General features: G+C 70.9%; 18 protein-coding genes. 10 read left to right on the top strand and 8 right to left on the bottom strand.

Annotated elements, in window-relative coordinates; translation table 11 throughout:
- Positions 1-29: 29 nt before the first annotated feature.
- Entirely contained in the window at positions 30-1,502 is a 1,473-nt protein-coding gene (locus DA085_RS00725) for a sunset domain-containing protein (RefSeq protein ID WP_154402051.1), read from the bottom strand.
- Positions 1,503-1,726: 224 nt separating this feature from the next.
- On the opposite strand from DA085_RS00725, the gene DA085_RS00720 reads away from it, so the two are divergent.
- The 5 genes from DA085_RS00720 (at position 1,727) to DA085_RS00700 (ending at position 5,921) form a co-directional block, all read left to right on the top strand.
- Positions 1,727-2,368: a DedA family protein gene (locus DA085_RS00720; RefSeq protein ID WP_109471013.1), complete on the top strand. Its 642-nt coding sequence runs from the start codon at positions 1,727-1,729 to the stop codon at positions 2,366-2,368.
- Positions 2,361-3,035: a TrmH family RNA methyltransferase gene (locus DA085_RS00715; RefSeq protein WP_109471012.1), complete on the top strand. Its 675-nt coding sequence runs from the start codon at positions 2,361-2,363 to the stop codon at positions 3,033-3,035. The genes DA085_RS00720 and DA085_RS00715 overlap by 8 nt, the downstream gene beginning before the upstream one ends.
- Before the next feature lie 162 nt (positions 3,036-3,197).
- Positions 3,198-4,226: a class II fructose-bisphosphate aldolase gene (gene fbaA / locus DA085_RS00710; protein WP_109471011.1), complete on the top strand. Its 1,029-nt coding sequence runs from the start codon at positions 3,198-3,200 to the stop codon at positions 4,224-4,226.
- The gene (locus DA085_RS00705; RefSeq protein ID WP_237565232.1) at positions 4,223-4,654 is read left to right on the top strand and encodes a DUF3151 domain-containing protein; all 432 of its coding nucleotides are present in this window, start codon (positions 4,223-4,225) and stop codon (positions 4,652-4,654) included. The genes fbaA and DA085_RS00705 overlap by 4 nt, the downstream gene beginning before the upstream one ends.
- A 286-nt stretch (positions 4,655-4,940) precedes the next feature.
- Positions 4,941-5,921 (top strand): hypothetical protein, encoded by a 981-nt coding sequence (locus DA085_RS00700; RefSeq protein ID WP_154402050.1) that lies wholly within the window; start codon positions 4,941-4,943, stop codon positions 5,919-5,921.
- 161 nt (positions 5,922-6,082) lie between these two features.
- On the opposite strand, the gene DA085_RS00695 is transcribed toward DA085_RS00700, so the two are convergent.
- Complete coding sequence (locus DA085_RS00695) at positions 6,083-7,342, bottom strand: hypothetical protein (protein WP_109471008.1); 1,260 nt, start codon at positions 7,340-7,342, stop codon at positions 6,083-6,085.
- Positions 7,339-7,869 carry a SigE family RNA polymerase sigma factor gene (locus DA085_RS00690; protein ID WP_109471007.1) on the bottom strand — a complete coding sequence of 177 codons (531 nt, stop codon included), beginning with the start codon at positions 7,867-7,869 and terminating at the stop codon, positions 7,339-7,341. The genes DA085_RS00695 and DA085_RS00690 overlap by 4 nt, the downstream gene beginning before the upstream one ends.
- Before the next feature lie 168 nt (positions 7,870-8,037).
- Here DA085_RS00690 and DA085_RS00685 point away from each other — a divergent pair, with 168 nt between their 5' ends.
- The 3 genes from DA085_RS00685 (at position 8,038) to DA085_RS00675 (ending at position 10,895) form a co-directional block, all read left to right on the top strand.
- A complete protein-coding gene (locus tag DA085_RS00685; protein ID WP_109471006.1) occupies positions 8,038-9,330 on the top strand; it encodes an adenylosuccinate synthase in 1,293 nt (430 codons plus the stop codon).
- Between the two features lie 78 nt (positions 9,331-9,408).
- On the top strand, positions 9,409-10,281 hold the full coding sequence (locus DA085_RS00680) for a sulfotransferase family protein (protein ID WP_161958365.1): 873 nt from the start codon (positions 9,409-9,411) through the stop codon (positions 10,279-10,281).
- Between the two features lie 101 nt (positions 10,282-10,382).
- Positions 10,383-10,895 (top strand): pyridoxamine 5'-phosphate oxidase family protein, encoded by a 513-nt coding sequence (locus tag DA085_RS00675; RefSeq protein ID WP_109471209.1) that lies wholly within the window; start codon positions 10,383-10,385, stop codon positions 10,893-10,895.
- 59 nt (positions 10,896-10,954) lie between these two features.
- On the opposite strand, the gene DA085_RS00670 is transcribed toward DA085_RS00675, so the two are convergent.
- Positions 10,955-11,791: a DUF72 domain-containing protein gene (locus tag DA085_RS00670; protein WP_109471208.1), complete on the bottom strand. Its 837-nt coding sequence runs from the start codon at positions 11,789-11,791 to the stop codon at positions 10,955-10,957.
- Between the two features lie 104 nt (positions 11,792-11,895).
- Between DA085_RS00670 and DA085_RS00665 the strand changes: the two genes are divergently transcribed.
- Positions 11,896-12,348 (top strand): heavy metal-responsive transcriptional regulator, encoded by a 453-nt coding sequence (locus tag DA085_RS00665; protein ID WP_109471004.1) that lies wholly within the window; start codon positions 11,896-11,898, stop codon positions 12,346-12,348.
- A gap of 174 nt (positions 12,349-12,522) precedes the next feature.
- Here the strand turns inward: DA085_RS00665 and DA085_RS00660 are convergent, their stop codons facing one another.
- Positions 12,523-13,131: a class I SAM-dependent methyltransferase gene (locus DA085_RS00660; RefSeq protein WP_109471003.1), complete on the bottom strand. Its 609-nt coding sequence runs from the start codon at positions 13,129-13,131 to the stop codon at positions 12,523-12,525.
- Positions 13,132-13,271: 140 nt separating this feature from the next.
- On the opposite strand from DA085_RS00660, the gene DA085_RS00655 reads away from it, so the two are divergent.
- Positions 13,272-15,146 carry a helix-turn-helix domain-containing protein gene (locus DA085_RS00655; RefSeq protein WP_109471002.1) on the top strand — a complete coding sequence of 625 codons (1,875 nt, stop codon included), beginning with the start codon at positions 13,272-13,274 and terminating at the stop codon, positions 15,144-15,146.
- Positions 15,147-15,281: 135 nt separating this feature from the next.
- Here DA085_RS00655 and DA085_RS00650 read toward each other — a convergent pair whose 3' ends face one another.
- The 3 genes from DA085_RS00650 to DA085_RS00640 form a co-directional block, all read right to left on the bottom strand.
- Positions 15,282-16,331 (bottom strand): branched-chain amino acid ABC transporter permease, encoded by a 1,050-nt coding sequence (locus DA085_RS00650; protein WP_109471001.1) that lies wholly within the window; start codon positions 16,329-16,331, stop codon positions 15,282-15,284.
- Positions 16,328-17,197, bottom strand: coding sequence for a branched-chain amino acid ABC transporter permease (locus DA085_RS00645; protein WP_109471000.1), 870 nt, complete (start codon positions 17,195-17,197; stop codon positions 16,328-16,330). The genes DA085_RS00650 and DA085_RS00645 overlap by 4 nt, the downstream gene beginning before the upstream one ends.
- Before the next feature lie 73 nt (positions 17,198-17,270).
- Positions 17,271-18,521, bottom strand: coding sequence for an ABC transporter substrate-binding protein (locus DA085_RS00640; protein ID WP_109470999.1), 1,251 nt, complete (start codon positions 18,519-18,521; stop codon positions 17,271-17,273).
- Positions 18,522-18,594: the final 73 nt, after the last annotated feature.

Here is an 18,594-nt window from a genome sequence, read left to right as displayed (position 1 = left end):
TGGGGACGGGGCGCCGGCACCGTGCGCGGTCAGCGCCGCTTGCGGTCCCAGTGGGCGAACCCGGCGGCCCGGGCGGCCTCCTCGGTCTCGAACCAGACCTCGGCCCGCGCCGCCTCGTAGGAGGGTGACTCAGGGGTGTGGAAGAGCATCGACCCGGCGTTGCCCTTGATGGACCACCCGACCGGTCCCGAGCCGTCCTCGGCGGGCTCGGCCGACCCGGGCCCGAACGGTCCCTGGGCGTAGTTGCCGGCAGCCGCACCGGCCTGCGCCTCGTCGTAGCCGTAGTCGCCGGCGTCCGTCGGTGCGGCGGGCTCGGTGTAGCCGGTGTCCGTCGTCTCGGCGTACTCCGGCTGTGTGGCGGGCTCGGTGTAGCCGGTGTCCGTCGTCTCGGCGTACTCCGCCTGGGTGGCGGGCTCGGTGTAGCCGGTGTCCGTGGTCTCTGCGTAGTCGGGCTGCGTCGTGGGCTCGGCGTAACCCGCCTCGGTCGGGGTCCCGGTCTCGTCGGTGCCGAAGTCGGCGGCCCTCTGCACCGGCTCACCCTGGTCCCAGGTGGTGTCCTGGGTGCCCTCGGTCGGGGCCGGCTCCTCGTCCTGCGCCGCCCATGCTGCTGCGCCACCCGTCGCGGCGGCGGCGCCGGCGCCGGCGGCGACTGCCCCGCCGGCGACTCCCGAGCCGTCGTCGTAGGTGGTGTCGGCCGGGGTGGTCTCGCCCGTGGCGGTGTCCGTGTAGGTCGCGTCCTGCGCGTAGTCCGCCGCAGGGGTCTCGGCCGTCTGGGAGCTGTCGTAGGTGGTGTCCGAGGAAGCGTCGGTGTACGTGGTGTCCTCGTAGGTGCTGCCCGTCTCGACGGGAGCAGCCTGGCCGTAGCCCGAGTCCGCCTGCGCGGTGTCACCGTAGGGCTGGTCGGACGGCTCACCGTAGGCGGCCTCGGTGGTCGCGGTGTCACCCGTGGCCGTGTCCTGGTAGGTCGCCTCCTGGAACCCGGTGTCCTCCGCGTAGCCGGCGTCCTGGGTGGTCGCCTCCTGCGGGTAGCCGGCGTCCTGGGTGGCCGCCTCCTGCGGGTAGCCGGCGTCCTGGGTGGCCGCCTCCTGCGGGTAGCCGGCCTCCTGCTGGGAGCCGGTGTCCTGCGGGTAGGCCGTCGTGTCCTGGGCGCCCGACTCCTCGGCGTAGGCCGTGTTGTCCTGGTAGGCCGCCTGCTGGGGCTCGGCCCCGGTCGCGTAGCCGGACTGGCCCGGCATCTCGGCGGCCTGGTCGTACGGTGCCGCACCGGGCTGGGCGCCGGACTGGTCACCCACCTGCGGTGCCGTGGCCGCCCCGGCCGACCCCGCGGCATACCCTCCACCGGCCTGGGACGGCGGGACGGCGTCGGCGTCGGTGTCCGGACGCAGAGCCGGGTCGCTCGACCGCGAGACCTCGTCCGCACCCCCCGGGCGACGTAGCAGCAGCCAGACCGCTGCGGCGATCACCAGCAGCAGGAGTATCAGCCAGACCCATTTCCAGTCCATGGTCACACCGTCCTCGTCAGTCGAGACCTGCGGCGGCGGGTGCCGTCGCTGTGGCCGGGGGAGGCGGCCTGCGCCGCTGTTCCCCTGTGCCTCACCGTAGTGCGAATGCCGGAAGGTCTCCACGCGATCGCCTGCGCGTCGGGCCGGGCGGGCGGTCCCGGGCGCCCCGACTGCGACAATGGCGGTCGACATGACGACGGGGGCGACCTCGGGTGAGGAGAACGATGAGCGAGCAGGAGCTCACCGGCGTGGCCGGCTGGGCGGTCGACCTGATGGAGACCCTCGGGGGGCCCGGTGCCGGTCTGGCGATCGCCGCGGAGAACCTGTTCCCGCCGATCCCGAGCGAGGTGATCCTCCCGCTCGCCGGGTTCACCGCCAGCCGCGGGTCGTTCACCCTGGCCGAGGCGATCTTCTGGACCACCGCGGGCTCGGTCGTGGGGGCGTTCGCGCTCTACCTCGTCGGTGCGCTGCTGGGTCGCGACCGGTTGCGGGCGATCTGGGCGCGCCTGCCCCTGGTGCGGATGAGCGACCTGGACAAGACGGAGGCGTGGTTCGAGCGGCACGGCCGCAAGACGGTCCTGTTCGGCAGGTTCATCCCGATCTTCCGCAGCCTCATCTCGATCCCGGCCGGGATCGAGCGGATGCCCGTGCTCGTCTTCGGCGGGCTCACCCTGATCGGCAGCCTGGTCTGGAACACGATCTTCGTGATGGCCGGTTACATCCTCGGTGAGAACTGGCACCGGGTGGAGCCCTACGCCGACGGTTTCCAGAAGGTCGTGATCGTCGTCGTGGTGGTCGCGGTCTGCTGGTGGGTGATCCACCGGGTGCGCGAGGAGCACCGGGCCCGGAAGGAGTCGGGTGTCTGACCCGACAGTGACCGACGAGCCGAAGGACCGCCCGTATGCCGACAGTCCGGTCGGCGTCGGCCCCTGGGTCGGCCCGTGGCCCGGTGGGCCGGACGGCGAGCTGCCCCGCCACCTCGACCCCGACCTGCTGCGTGAGGGTGATCGGCGCAACGTGGTGGACGGCTACCGCTACTGGCGGCACGAGGCGATCGTGGCCGACCTCGACACCCGGCGGCACGGGTTCCACGTGGCGGTGGAGAACTGGGGGCACGACTTCAACATCGGCTCGGTGATCCGCACCGCGAACGCCTTCAACGCTGCCGCGTTCCACATCGTCGGCAGGCGGCGCTGGAACCGGCGCGGGGCCATGGTGACCGACCGCTACCAGCACGAGCAGCACCACCCCGACATCCAGCACCTGCTCGAGTGGGCGGGAGCCCAGGACGACGGTGCGGGCATCCCGGTGATCGGGCTGGACAACCTGCCCGGGGCCGTGCCGCTGGAGGGCTATGCGCTGCCCGAGCAGTGCGTCCTGCTGTTCGGCCAGGAGGGCTCGGGGCTGAGCGCCGAGGCGGTCTCCGGGTGCGACGTGCTCCTGGAGATCACCCAGCACGGCTCGACCCGCTCCCTCAACGCCGGTGCGGCCGCCGCGATCGTGATGTACCACTGGGCCCTGCAGCACGCCTGAGACCCTCCCACGCACCTCCTCCTGACAGGGCTGCGCGTCACCGGGATGCGAGACCGGGGGAGGGGAGGAGCGGCGCCCGCCAGATCACCCGGCCCCACGGCATACCCCGTGTGGAACGATGGACGCAAGGACCGCTCACCCGCACCTCATCGAGGAGGACCCATGCCCATCGCGACACCAGAGGTCTACGCCGACATGCTCGACCGGGCCAAGGCGGAGCACTTCGCCTACCCGGCCATCAACGTGACCTCCAGCCAGACGCTCAACGCGGCCCTGCGGGGCTTCGCCGACGCGGGCAGCGACGGCATCATCCAGATCTCCACGGGCGGTGCGGAGTATCTCTCGGGGCCGAGCGTCAAGAACATGGTGACCGGCTCGCTGGCCTTCGCCGCGTACGCCGAGGAGGTGGCCAAGAGCTACGACGTCAACATCGCGCTGCACACCGACCACTGCCCCAAGGACAAGCTGGACGGCTTCGTGCGGCCGCTGCTCCAGGCCTCGATCGAGCGGGTGAAGGGCGGGGGGCTGCCCTACTTCCAGTCGCACATGTGGGACGGCTCCGCGGTGCCGCTCGAGGAGAACCTGCAGCTCGCCGAGGAGCTGCTCGCGCAGGCCGCTGAGGCCCGGATCATCCTCGAGGTCGAGATCGGTGTCGTCGGCGGCGAGGAGGACGGCGTGGCCAACGAGATCAACGACAAGCTCTACACCACGCCCGAGGACGCGCTGGCGACCGTCGAGGCGCTCGGGCTGGGCGAGAAGGGGCGTTACCTGACCGCCCTGACCTTCGGCAACGTGCACGGCGTCTACAAGCCGGGCAACGTCAAGCTGCGTCCGGAGATCCTCAAGGCCGCGCAGGAGGCCGTCGTCCAGGCCAGGGGGCTGGGCGAGGGGGAGCGTCCGTTCGACCTGGTCTTCCACGGCGGCTCGGGCTCCAGCGCGCAGGAGATCTCCGACGCCGTCGACTACGGCGTCGTCAAGATGAACATCGACACCGACACCCAGTACGCCTTCACCCGGCCGGTCGCCGGCTTCATGCTGAGCAACTACGAGGGCGTGCTGAAGATCGACGGCGAGGTCGGCAACAAGAAGATGTATGACCCCCGCACCTGGGGCAAGGAGGCCGAGGCCAACATGGCCGCTCGGGTCGTGGAGGCGTGCGAGCACCTGCGGTCGGCGGGGACGCACCGATGAGTCTGGGGAGCGGGGCCGTGATGGGTGGCGGGAACCTGATGGGCATCCCGGAGACGTTGCTCCCCGAGGACGGGGCCGCGGCGCGGCTGGAGCAGGGCGTCGACCCTCGCGAGGTTGCGGCGTCGCAGCCGACCTCGAGTATGGCGTGGGCCGCCCTGGCCGAGCACGCCCTGTCCGAGGGTGATGACCTGGAGGCCTACGCCTTCGCCCGCACCGGCTACCACCGGGGGCTGGACGCGTTGCGCCGGTCCGGGTGGAAGGGCCAGGGGCCGATCCCCTGGAGCCACGAACCCAACCGTGGGTTCCTGCGCGCGCTCGCGGCACTCGCGAAGGCGGCGGGACGGATCGGTGAGTCCGACGAGGAACGGCGCTGCGCCGACTTCCTGCGCGACTCCTCGGCCGACGCAGCGCGCGAGCTCGGTCTCTGACCCATTTTTGGGGAGGTTCGGACCGCCTCCTGCGCGATTTGAGGGAGGTTCGGACCGCCTTCTCCGCCATTTGAGGGAGGTTCGGACCGCCTTCTGCGCGATGTGAGGGAGGTTCGGGCCGGACATGGAGGCGGCCGGTGGCCCCGTCCGAAGACGGCGGCCCCGGCCGCTTCCCCCCGTCGTCGAACCTCGCGTCCCCGTACGGTGCGTCCGACGGGTATAGATACTGCCTCACGTTTTGCGCGAATAGTGGCATCACTGTGCCACTGGCCGTAACCTGCCATGCATGAACAGTCAACCTTCGGCGGTTCACCTCAGCGACCAGGCGCGCGTGCTGTATCGGCACGTTCTGCGCCGGGCGCCCGCGACGATCGAGGAGCACGCGGCCGAGTTGGGCTGGACGCGGACGAAGGCAGCCCGACAGCTCGCGGAGCTCGAGTCGCTCCGGCTCATCCACCTCACTGAGGGGGCGGTGATCCATGCCGACGACCCGCGGCTCACGCTCGGCCGTCTCCTGGAGGGGGAGGAGGCCGAGCTCGCGGCGCGGAGGCAGGCCCTCATCGACGTGCGCGTGGCCATCGAGACCTACGAGGCCGACTACCGGCAGGGTCTGCTGGAGTCGGGTCCGAGGGTGCCTCCCTGGGAGCGGATTCCTGCCTCGGAGGTGCCGAGCGCGATCGAGCGCCTGGCCCGCTCCTCGCGGGGCGTCCTGCGGCAGGTCACCAGCACCCTTGCCCGCGGTCCCGGCCACCTCGAGGCCGTGCGCCGGCTCCGGGCCGAGATGATGGCCGGCGGTCGCGAGCAGCAGTCGGTGTTCCCGCTGTCGGTGCTGGAGGACCCGGGCTGGCGGCAGCTGGCCGAGGCGCGGGCGACCGCCGGCGAGCGGCAGCGCTACCTCGAGGACGTCCCGCTCGACTTCATCATCTTCGGTGACGGCGGCGTGCTGCTCGCCGACGAGGACGAGCCGGTCGTGCGTGCCCCGGACATGCTGCTGGTGCGGTCGACGAATGTGCAGACGATGTTCACCGCCCTGTTCGAGGAGCTGTGGCGGCGCGCCGACCCGGTCCACGAGGGCGGCGCGGCGCAGGCGGACCTGCGGCTGCTGGAGCTGCTCGCCCTGGGGTTCAAGGACGAGGCCATCGCCCGGCACCTCGGCATGGGCCTGCGCACCGTCCGCCGCCGGGTCTCGGCGCTGATGGACGAGCACGGCGTGGAGACCCGGTTCCAGCTCGGCCTGGCCGTCAGCCGGCGTGGCCTGCTCAAGTAGTCACGCGTGGCGCTCTGCGCTCCGCAGAAGGCGCGGGCGGTGCTCTGCGCTCTGCAGAAGACGCTGGTAGCGCTCTGCGCTCTGCAGAAGATGTCGCATGACGTCACAGATGCAGAGCCGTGGCGGCGACTGACGTCTTCTGCAGAGCGTCCGTGCCGCAGTCAGCTCCCGGAGCCGTTGAGGGCGGGATCCGCCCAGGAGTCCACGACGACGTAGTCACCGAAGTGGTGCAGGAACGTCCCGTGCGCGAGCATCTGCTGCCACAGCTCGGCGTCCTCGGCTGCGGCGCCCTCGCACCCCGGCTCGTCGGGCAGGGCAGCGGTGAGCTGCCAGTTGAACGACTCCGGGCCGACGTGCGAGAACCACGCGGGTCCGCGCAGCGGCTCGGCGCACCCGACGTCGACCGTCACGAACCCGCCCTCCATGGTCAGGGTCGTCGCGTGGTCCGGTTGCGGGTCGCGGCTGTCGGAGACGCCCACCTCCTGCGAGGCGACTTCGCCGGGCACCTCGGTGAGGCCTGCGGAGAGGTCCTCGGCGGTGACGACCGTGGTGGGCCCACCCCGGGGGTCATCCACACCGTCCGGCAGTAGCGCCAGCCCGGCCGGCTCCGGCGACGCGTCACCGGCGGTGCCGGCGATCAGCAGGATCTCACCGTCCGTGCTGAGTCGTGGCTTACTGGTCAGGATCTGGGCCCACTCATCCGGGGTGACCGGCACCGGACAGTCCACACCCGGGTCCGGATCCTCGACGGTCTCCACGCGGCCGGTGGTGCTGAACGTCCCGTCCTGCACGGCCCCCGTCACGGTGACATCGACACCGCACGACCGGACGTGCACGCCTGAGTCGTCGAAGGTCAGCCCGTAGTCACTCTCCGGAGAGTCGACCCGGGGGGTGTCCCCGTCCGTCTCGACGAGCATCCAGCGCCGGTCGACCGCCTCCTCGGCGGTGAGCGGAGTGAGCTCTCCGGACGGTGCCCACTCGCCCTCGGACATCACCAGGACCGTCGGCGTGCCGACCTCGTCGGGTATGCCGATCGTGCCGGTGGGCTCCTCGGCCTCACCTTCCGTGGGGCTGTGGGTGAAGTCGCTCACCCCGTCGGTCTCCTCCAGTGGTCCGGACGCGGACGCGAGCGGGTCGTCCGGGCCGGTCGGGTCGGTGCCCGCCGGGCCGTTGTCGGTGGGAACGGGGCCGGATTCTGCTGCAGGTGGCAGCGGCACCTCGCCACTCCCGCCGAGACCCTGCGTCCACACGATGCCGACGACGGCCGCAGCGGCGGCGGCCAGGAACCCGGTGCCCCAGGCGCGCGAGGTCGTGCGGGACCGCCGCCCGGCGGCCCAGGTGTCCTCCGCCTCGATCGGGCGGCCGAACTCCATGTCCTCTGCCGCGAGGTCGAGTAGATCGCGGATCTCCTCGTCACTCATGTCGTCTCCTCCGTTCCGACGAGTGCCTCGGCAGCCTGCGGGAGCAGCTGCCTCAGCCGGCGTAGGCCGGCGTGCGCCTGGCTCTTGACCGTGCCGTTGCTGACCCCGAGGGTCTGCGCGATCTGGGTCTCGGACAGGTCGTCGTAGTAGCGCAGCACCAGCACCGTGCGCTGCTTGTCGGTGAGCTCCAGCAGAGCCCGCCGTACATCCAGGCCGGTGACGCGGGCCGAGGGATCGACCGGACTGGTTGCCCCGACCGGTCGTGCTCCCTCGGCCACGTCGCCGACCAACACCTCACGCCCGTGCCGCCGCCACTGGGAGATGTTGTCGCGATACATCACCCGTCGGACGAAGGCGTCCGGGCTGCCCTGGCTGACCCGCTCCCAACGTGCGGCCAGCTTGATCAGCGCATCCTGCAGGAGGTCCTGTGCCCGGTGGGGATCACCCGTGATCAGTGCCGCGGAGCGAAGCAGCGCTGACTGGCGGGCCCTGACGTACGCGACGTAGGTCTCACCTGGGTCGGGCATGGGTACCTCCTACCCTGTGAACGCTCCCCGGCGCCCGATCGGTTGGCGCCCCCGCCATTCTTCTTCCTCGACGGCCTCTGCCCGGCCACCCGGGGGCGGGTGTCGGCAACGCCACCGCCCACGACCGATACCCTGACCTCTGACAATTCTCGACAGCGAGGTGGCAGTATGCCGGCAGTGGTCCTGGTAGGAGCCCAGTGGGGCGATGAGGGCAAGGGCAAGGCGACCGACCTCCTGGGCAGCAGCGTCGACTACGTGGTCAAGTTCAACGGTGGCAACAACGCCGGCCACACGGTGGTGATCGGTGACCAGAAGTACGCGCTGCACCTGTTGCCCTCGGGCATCCTCAGCCCCGGCGTCGTCCCGGTGATCGCCAACGGTGTCGTGGTCGACCTCGGTGTGCTCATCCAGGAGCTGGACGGGCTCGAGGCCCGCGGCGTGGACACCTCCCGCCTGGTCATCAGCGCCAACGCCCACGTCATCCCGCCCTACAACCGGGTGCTCGACAAGGTGACGGAGCGGTTCCTGGGCAGCCGCAGGCTGGGCACGACCGGCCGGGGCATCGGCCCGACCTACGCGGACAAGATGAGCCGGGTCGGCATCCGGATGCAGGACCTGTATGACGAGTCGATCCTGCGCCAGAAGGTCACCGCAGCCCTGGACACCAAGAACCAGCTGTTGCTCAAGATCTACAACCGCCGCGCGATCGAGGTCGAGGAGGTCATGGAGGAGCTGCTCAGGCACGCCGAGCGGATCCGGCCGATGGTCCGCGACACGGCGCTGCTCCTCAACGAGGCGCTGGACCAGGACCAGACCGTGCTCTTCGAGGCCGGTCAGGCCACGCTGCTGGACGTCGACCACGGCACCTACCCGTTCGTGACATCCTCCAACGCGACCTCGGGTGGGGCCTGCACCGGGTCGGGCGTCGCGCCGACGCGCATCTCCAGCGTGATCGGGATCCTGAAGGCCTACACGAGCCGGGTCGGCGAGGGACCGTTCCCGACCGAGCTGCACGACGACATGGGCGAGTTCCTGCGCAAGACGGGTGCGGAGTACGGCACCACGACCGGACGCCCGCGACGCTGCGGCTGGGTGGACGCGGTGATGGGGCGCTACGCCCAGCGGATCAACGGCGTCACCGACTTCGTCATCACCAAGCTGGACGTGCTCACCGGGCTGGAGAAGGTTCCGGTGTGTGTGGCCTACGACGTGCAGGGCACCCGGCACGACTCGATGCCGGTCAGCCAGTCCGACTTCCACCACGCCACCCCGATCTACGAGGAGCTGCCCGGCTGGTGGGAGGACATCAGCCAGTGCCGCACCTTCGAGGAGCTGCCCGAGAACGCCCGCAACTACGTGTTGCGTCTCGAGGAGCTCATCGGTGCCAGGGTCTCGGCGATCGGCGTCGGTCCGGGGCGGGACGAGACCATCGAGCGCTACGACCTGCTCGGGCGGGACTGAGGGGTATCCAGGGGTCACCCGGGTTGGTGTCCTAGGCTGCTGGGCCCAACCGTCCGCACCCGAGGAGCTCTCACCATCGTGACCACCGGATCGAACCCACCTGTCGGCCCCTTCTTCACCGGGGGGACCGGGCGCAGCGGCACGACGATCGCTGCCCAGCTCCTCGGCGCGCACCCTGAGGTCGCGCTGGTGCCCGTGGAGGTGAGCTTCCAGGTGGACACCGGGGGCCTCGCCGACCTGGGTGAGGGCGCGGTGGACGTCGCGGCGTTCGAGGCGAAGATGCGCGAGACGTGGTTCCGCAAGCGCCCCAACAAGAACGGTCCCCGCGGTGTCCATGTCGTCGCGACCGAGGCGGAGGTCGACGAGGCCCTCGCCGACCTGCACGACGCCTACCCGGCCGACCCCTGGGGGGCGTGCCGGCAGTTCATGAGTCAGGTGCTGGCACCGCACACCGCGCGCGGAGGGGCTCGGACCTGGGTGGAGATGACCCCACCGAACGGCAAGCGCGCCGAGGCGCTCTGCCGGATGTTCCCGCAGGGCCGGGTGATCCACATGGTGCGTGACGGGCGTGACGTGGCCGCTTCCGTGGCGCGCCGCAACTGGGGCCCGAACGACATCATGTCGGCCCTGACCTGGTGGGGCCGGGAGATGCGGGTGATCGACCGGTCCATGCAGCAGGCGGTCCCCGGGCAGGTGCGCACCATCCGGCTCGAGTCGCTGGTCGTGACCCGGCGGGAGGAGGAGTATGCCGCTCTCCTCGAGTTCGTGGGGCTGCCGGAGGACGAGTCCATGAGGCGCTTCTTCGACGACGTGGTCGGGGCCGAGTCGATGCACCCCGGTCGGTGGCGCGACGGTCTGGACCCGGAGCGGGAACGCGAGGTCGAGGCCCGCTACGAGGAGGTCCTCGCCCAGCTGGAGGCCGACGGGGTGCGGATGCCTCCGGTCGACTAGAGACCGGACCGCGGCACGTCCCGGGCCGGCCCGGCGGACGATCCCACGGACGATCGCCCTGAGGCGCGCGGGTGTCGGAGGCCGGGTCTACCGTCGGTGACATGGACACCACAGCAGGCACCCCACGTGCCGACCGTCCCGAGATCCCCGAGGGCTATGGCCTCCCGGAGACCACAGAGGGTCTGCTGACCTGGTCAGACGTCGAGCCCCGGCTGGAGCGTGCGGCGCACTACTGGATCTGCAGCGTCCGTCCCGACGGCACCCCGCACGCGGTGCCACGCTGGGGCGTCTGGCTGGACGGCCGGTTCTGGTACGACGGTGCGCCGACCACCCGGCACACCCGCAACGTCGAGCAGAACCCGGCCGTGACCCTGACCCTCGAGAGCGGCACCGAGGTGGTGATCGTCGAGGGCGAGTCGGTCGCCACGCGGGCCGACGCCGACGGTCTGGGGTCACGACTGGCGGACGCCTTCAGCAAGTACGCCGACAGCGGCTACGCCCCGGGCGCGGACTCGTGGTCCGGCGAGGGTGGCGGTGGACTGCGCGTGATCGCGCCGCGACGGGCGATGGCCTGGTTCGACTTCCCCAAGGACTGCACCCGCTTCACGTTCTGAGGGCCTCGAGGCCCATCACGCCGGAGATCGGTGTCGTGCCCGGGACTCGTGTCGGCAGGTCATGCGTCCCGCGACCCGGGGCCTACCCCCAACCGGTCGGCCAGTCGCAGCGCGTCGAACGGGGCGTGCACCTTCGCGTCGTTGTCGAAGTAGACGTAGACGTCGGCGGCCTCCCGCCACCGGGTGATGCGCCGCGCCCAGCCGGCCAACGCCTCGTCGGAGTAGCCACTCGTGTAGAGCTCCGTGTCACCGTGGAGCCGCACGTAGACGACGTCGGAGGTCACCTCGTCCAGGGCGGGCCAGCGGCCCGCGGTGTCGGCGACGACCAGCCCGACGTCGTGGTGTCGCAACAGCCCCACGAACTCCGGGTTGTCCGCGAAGGTCGGGCTCCGCACCTCGAGGACATGGTGGAGGGGGCGGTCGGCGTCCGTCGCGAGCCAGGTGCGGTCGGTGACCTTGTCGTCGTGCTCGTGGGCCAGCTCGAGGGCGGCGGCGGTCGACCGGGGCAGCAGGTCGAAGAACCCGGCAAGCTGCTCCGCGTCATACGCGTGGCTCTCGGGCAGCTGCCACAGGACCGGCCCGAGCCGGTCACCGAGGGCGAGCACCCCGGAGGCGAAGAAGTTGGCCACGGGCACCCGGGAGTGTCGCAGCCGCAGCAGATGGGTGACGTAGCGCGGCCCCTTGACCGAGAAGACGAAGCCCGGGGGCGTCTCCGCCGCCCAGCGCTGGTAGCTCGTGGGGCGCTGGAGGGAGTAGAACGAACCATTGATCTCGATGGTGTCGAAGCACCGTGCCGCGTGCTCGAGCTCGCGGCGCTGAGGCAGGCCGCTGGGGTAGAAGACGCCGCGCCACGGACGGTAGCGCCAGCCGGAGATGCCGACCCGGGCCGGATGCATGGACACGCCTCCGACGTTAGGTCCGGGGGTGTCCGGGCGCCTCCCGCCAGGCACGGTGTGCGGGCTTGACCTTGGAGTCAGGTCCAAGGTTTATCGTCGGTGACATGAACACCACGACGGTGCCCCGGGCCGCCAACCCGACGCCGGAGCGTCTCCGGATCGGCCAGCTCGCGAGGGCGGCCGGCGTCAGCACGGACACCATCCGCTACTACGAGCGCGAGGGCCTGCTGCCCGCGCCAGAGCGCACGTCGTCCGGCTACCGCGAGTACGGCCCCGGCACCGCGGACCGGCTCGCCTTCATCCAGGGGTGCCAGCGGCTCGGTCTGCGGCTGACCGACATCGGCGACCTGCTGGCGATCCGGGACACCGGAGTCTGTCCGTGCGAGCCGGCGGAGCAGCACCTGCGCCGCCGCATCGCCGAGGTCGACGCGGAGCTGGAACGGCTGACCCTCCTGCGGGCGCAGATGTCGGCGATGGTGCAGACGCTGCCGTCGGACGACTGTGCGCCCCCGCCAGGCTCGTCCTGGTGTCCTCCTCACGCGGAGGGAGGTGACTGAGATGACCGATCTGCTGACCGGCTCCACCTGCGACTGCTCGGCCGGCTGCACCGGCTGCGGCTGCGGCTGCTGCTGACGGTGTGGGTGCCCGGCCGGTCACCCCGGTGAGCCGTCGCCGGGCACCCGACCTGTCGTGCGAGGACCGGCGGCACGGCGTGTGTCACACCGCGGCGCTCAGGCCCGCACGGCGCCCACGACCTGCCAGACCAGGCCGCGCCGCCGGTGCGACACCGTCAGCCCCTGCTCCCGCAGTACCGCCGTCATCAGCTCGGGGTCGTGGTCGAAGGCGCGGTACTGCCTGCCCATCACGCGTTGTCCCAGGTTGATCAGCCCGGTCGCCCCGCGGGCCGCCACGGAGTATGGCGGATGGCTCAGCACGAGGGCACGTCGCGTGAGGCGGCCGGCCGCGGACAGCAGGCCCTCGACGTCCGGGTAGCAGCAGACCACCCGGTGCAGGACCACCAGGTCGGCGGGCGCGACGAGATCGGGCTCGACGGCCACGTCGCCGATGAGCCGGTGCACCTGCTGCGACAGACCGGTCTCCTCCGCGAGGGCCGCAGCTGGTGCGTCGTAGGAACGGACCAGCTCGACGTTGGTGGCCGTCGCGGCCCCTCTCGAGAGCAGGTCGAGCTGCAGCTCGCCGACGCCACCGCCGATCTCCAGCACTGTGCGGCCCTCGATCCCCACCGACTCCAGGAAGTGCACCAGGTGCAGCTGGCTGCTGTCCAGGCCCTTGCTGCGGTAGCGGTTGGCGCGGTAGTCGGCGAACCGACGGGTGAACATGCGGTCGCAGCCGCGGGGGTCGCAACAACCAGCCATGGCGTCAGTGTCGCGGATCCGGCGCGGGTCGTCGAGGCCGAGGCGGGGGGAGCCACCAGGGAACGACCCCTTCCGTGACCGTGTGTGACCTACAGTGAGTCGCCATGGGTGAGCCGAGCTTCGGAGAGCGGTTCCTCGCGCTGCTTGCCGACGACCGCCCGCTGGGCGACTACGAGGAGCTCCGCCGGAGCGCGGGCCCGGCGGGTCGCGAGGAGGCGGACCGAGTGCACGCCCTGGCCCTGCGCGCCCGTGGCCTGCGCGAGCAGGACCGCCGCCGGGAGGCCGAGCTCACCGCGCTGTTCGACACGGTCGCCGACCTGGCCGCGCTCAAGGACCTCGACGACGTCCTCGAGGCCATCGTGCGCCGTGCCCGGACGCTCCTGGCCTGCGACGTGTCCTACCTGTCCCTCAACGACGACGAGCAGGGGGTGACCACGATGCGGGTCACCCAGGGCATCCACACCGAGGAGTTCCGCAACGTCCGGCTCGGCTTCGGTGAGGGGCTGGGCGGCCTGGTGGCCCAGACCGCACGCCCGTACATGACCGCCGACTACTTCAACGACTCCCGGTTCGTCCACACCACCCCCATCGACCGTGCGGTCGGCGGGGAGGACCTCCGGGCGATCCTCGGGGTGCCGCTGCTGCTGGGACGCACGGTGATCGGTGTGCTGTATGCCGCCAACCACGAGGCGCGCCCGTTCAGCCGGGCCGACGCCGACCTGCTCACCAGCTTTGCGGGGCACGCGGCGATCGCCCTCGACAACACGCGCAGGATCAAGGAGACCCAGGCCGCCCTGGCGGACCTGAAGGCGACCAGCGACCTGCTGCGACAGAACGTGGAGGGTGTGCAGCTGGCGAGCATCGCGCACGAGCGACTCACCGGGGTCGTGCTCCAGGGCGGCTCGCTCGAGGACCTGGCCCACGAGCTGCACCAGGTGCTGCAGCAACCGGTCTACATCATCGACGCACGCGGCGCCGTCCTGGCGACCAGTGACTCCGGGGAGGCTCCGGCGGGTGACGAGCTGGACCTGGTGACGGTCGCCTTCGGTGACAGCGGCACCCATATCGAGCGGGGGGTGAGCATCGCGCCCGTGTTCGCCGGCGGGGCACCACTCGCCGCGGTGCTGACCCGCAGCGAGGTGGACGACGTGGCACGCCGGATCCTGGAGCGCGCGGCGACGACCGCCGCGCTCATCATGGTGGTGCAGCGCAGCGTCTCCGAGGCACAGACGCGCAGGCGTGGCGATCTCCTGGTGGACCTGCTCGTCGGCCGCTCCGGCGCCGGCTCGCTGACCGCGCGCGCCAGCCTGCTGGGCGCGGACCTGGCCAGGCCGCACGCCGTGCTCGTCGTCGACGGCGCCGATGCGCACCTCAAGCAGGCCGCGGTGGACCTGGGCGTCAACTCCAACGGCCTGACCGCGGACGTGGGCGAGCGGCTTGTGCTGGTCGTCCCGGGGGACGCTCCGCTGGAGGCCGGTCGACGGCTGGTGCGCCGGGCCGGGCCGGGCACCGGCTCGGTCCCTGTCGGACGAGCCGTCCCCACCGTGGGTGTGGCAGGACCGGTCACCGGGGTGGACGGGCTGCGTGCGGCCTTCCAGGAGGCCGCCCGCTGCCTGGACGCGTTGCTGGCACTCGGCCGTCGGGGCGATGTCGCCGACGCCGCGTCCCTGGGTTTCGTCGGGTTGCTCATGGGCCGCCACGACCCGGTCGAGCACGTGCGCGCACGCCTGGGGACCCTGCTCGACTACGACCGCGAGCGCGGCACCGCGCTGGTGGAGACGCTGGAGGTCTGGCTCGCCCAGGACCGGCACCTGGCCTGTGCCGGTGAGCGGCTGCACGTCCACCCCAACACGGTGACGCAGCGCCTCGAGCGGATCGGCCGGCTGCTGGGCGACGGCTGGCAGAGCCCGGAGAACCTGCTGGAGCTCGGGCTGGCCCTGCGCCTGCGCAGCGTGCTCCGGCCGCCCGACCGGGGGTAGGGAGCCCGCAGGGGTAGGACCGCAGGTAGGGAACCCGGGCGGGTAGTCATCCTGACGGCGGCCTGGAGGAGGGCCGGAGGGCACCTCGCCGCCGGGGGCGGACCGACCGACCCAGGGTGCCGGTCGGTCCGCTGCTCAGAGTCCCTGCTCGCTGTCGGCGGCGCCGATGTCCTCTGACGGCACCTTCTGACCGCGTCGCCGGGCGACCAGGTTGGTCACGGTGCCCCACACCCCACTGCGGAACAGCAGGACCACGATGACGAACACCGATCCGGTGATGATGCCGATGCCGTCGAAGCCGGAGGAGGCCAGCTGGTCCTCCAGCGTGACGATCAGGCCGGCTCCGATGATCGCGCCCCAGAGGGTGCCGATGCCTCCCAGGACAGTGATCAGGACGACCTTGCCCGACGTCTGCCAGGAGACCTCCTGGAGCGAGACGAAGCCGTGGCTCAGGGCGAACAGTCCACCGGCGAGGCCCGCCAGGCCCGCGGAGAGCACGAAGACCGTGACGCGGTAGCGCTCCACGTTGTAACCGAGGGCGCGTGCGCGGGCGGGGTTGTCCCTCGTCGCGACGAGCACCCGGCCGAACGGCGAGTGGACCACGCGCCAGGCGAACCACATGCCGGCCAGGATGAGCGGCAGGGCGGCGTAGTAGAAGTAGAACGGCTCGGTCTCGACGGCCTCGATGCCGAAGAAGTTGCGGGGCACGCCCTGCAGTCCGTTCTCGCCACCGGTGACGTCGCGCCACTGGTTCACCACGAAGAAGAGCATCTGGGCGAAGGCCAGCGTGACCATGGCGAAGTAGATGCCGCTGCGCCGGACCGAGAGCAGGCCGATCGGGAGGGCCAGGGCCATGGCGGCGACGGCACCGAGCAGGGCGGCCACGGGGAACGGCAGACCGAGCTCGATGGCCACCAGGCCGGTCACGTAGGCCGAGCTGCCCCAGAAGGCGGCGTGGCCGAAGGACAGCAGCCCTGCGTAGCCGAGGAGCAGGTCGAGGGCGACGGCGAACAGTGCCCAGGCGGCGATGTCCATCGCCACCGGCGGGTAGATGACCCAGGGCAGCGCCAGCGCCACGACGAGCCCGACCGCCAGGAGGGCCCAGCGGGCGGGGGAGCGGCCGCGCAGGCCCGGCCTGGTCTGCCCGGCCTGGACGGCCTCCGGGGTGTCGGTCGTGCTTCTCATGCGTTCTCCTCCCGCCCGAACAGGCCGGCCGGTCGGGCCAGGATGACCAGGGCCATGAGGACGAAGATGACGATCTGGGACAGCTGGGGTGCGTAGGCCTGGCCGTAGGCCTCGACGAGCCCGACCAGGAACCCGGCCACGACCGCTCCCACGATCGAGCCCAGTCCGCCGATGACGACCACTGCGAACAGGATGATGATGAAGCTCGACCCCATGTCGGCGGTGATGGCCCGGAAGGGTGCGGCCAGCACGCCGGCCAGTCCGGCCAGGGCGATGCCGAACCCGAAGACGGGGGTGACCCAGGCCTTGACGTTGACGCCGAGTGCCCGGGTGAGGTCCGACTTCTCGGTGGAGGCGCGGACGATCATGCCGATCCGGGTGCGGGTCATCAGCAGCCAGACCCCGGCGCACACGAGCAGCGAGAAGAGGAAGACGAACACCTGGTAGGTCGGCAGGTGGAAGCTCCCCAGGCTCAGCTGTCCCGACAGCACCTCGGGACGGGTGTACGGCAGGCCGGACACGCCATACTGCCGCTTGATCAGGTCCACCAGCAGCAGGGACAGTCCGAAGGTGAGCAGGAAGTTGTAGAGCGGGTCGAGCTCGGCCAGCCGGCTCACGAAGAGGCGCTCGATGACGACGCCGAACAGGAACAGCAGGACCGGCACGACCACCAGGGCCGGCCAGAAGGTCAGACCAGTGACGTCCAGCAGGACCGCGGCGACGACGGCGCCCAGCATGTAGCAGGCGCCGTGCGCGAAGTTGACCACGCCGAGGACGCCGAAGATGATCGCCAGGCCGAGCGCTGCCAGCGCGTAGAAGCTACCGGCCGCCAGGCCCTGGACCGTGTAGAGCAGGAACGCGTTCATGCCTCTCCTTCAGGCGGAGGAGCCGGGTGCCCGGAACGGGGGTGGGCACCCGGCCCGATACGTCGACCGGGCGTCAGCCGAGGTCGCAGGTGGACTCCTCGAGCGGCATGAAGGCGTCCTCGGCCGGGATGGTGCTCACGATCTCCTCGTAGTCCCAGTCCTCCTCGACAGCGTCCGGCGTCTTGACCTTGGCGAGGTAGACGTCGTGGATGACGCGGTGGTCCTCGGCGCGGATCTCACCGTTCTTGAGGAAGACGTCGTTGATCTTCTTGCCCTCGAAGTTGCCGACGATGGTGTCGGCGTCGTCGGTGCCCTCCTCCTGGACGGCCTCGAGGTACTGGAGGGCCGCGGAGTAGTTGGCGGCGTGCGCGAAGCTGGGGCGCGTGCCGGTCTCCTCCAGGAAGCGGTCGGCCCAGGCGCGGTTCTCCTCATCGAAGTTCCAGTACCACGCCTCGGCGAAGTTGACGCCGGAGAAGGCCTCGACCCCGAGGGAGTGGATGTCGGTGATGAACATCAGACCGACGGCCAGCTCGATGCCCTGTGCTGCATAGCCGCCCTCGTTGTACTGCTTGACCAGGTTGATGAGGTCACCACCGGCCTGCATGGTGCCGATGACGTTCGGCTCCTCGGCGGCGGCCTTGGTCAGGAAGGTGCTGAAGTTGTCGTTCGGGAACGGCGTGGCGATGTGGTCGCCGATCGTGCCGCCGGCCTCCTCGACCGCGTCGGTGAAGGACTTGTCCATGTCCTGTCCGAACGCGTAGTCGGGATAGATGATCTGCCAGTCGGTGCCGCCGTTCTCGGTCACCGTCTTGCCGGTCACGTTCGCCAGCATGTAGGTGTCGTAGGCCCAGTGGAACGTGTAGGGGTTGCACGAGTCGTTGGTGAGCTCGGTGGTGCCCGCCCCGATGTTGATGTAGAGCTTCTTCTTGGCCTCGGCCTGGGTGGCCACGGCCAGAGCGGCCGAGGAGGTCGGCACGTCCAGGATGATGTCGGCCTGCTCCCGGTCGTAGAGCTCCTGGGCCTTGGTGTTGGCGACGTCCGGCTTGTTCTGGTGGTCCGCGGAGGTCACCTCGATCTCCGTCGCGACGACGTCGTCGCCGTGCTTCTCCTTGTAGTCGGCCACGGCCATCTCCACGGCCGCCACGGAGTTGGGGCCGGACAGGTCCTTGTAGACACCGCTCTGGTCGTTGAGGACCGCGATGACGACCTTGCCGTCGCTGAGCTCGCCCTCGTCGCCGCCGCCCGGGCCGGCATTGCCGCAGGCCGACAGGACGAGGGCACTTGCTGACACCACGGCTGTCGCCGTGAGGAGCTTCTTGGTCATGGGATCTTCTCTCCTTTGAGGTGCTGCCGTGCTGGTGGCAGGTGGTGCGCGGCCGGGCTGGCCGGTTGTGGGG

This window comes from Ornithinimicrobium cavernae (assembly GCF_003121625.1).
GTDB lineage: Bacteria > Actinomycetota > Actinomycetes > Actinomycetales > Dermatophilaceae > Ornithinicoccus > Ornithinicoccus cavernae.
Note: the sequence above shows the minus strand (reverse complement) of the source record. Positions and strands in the feature narration are given on the sequence as shown.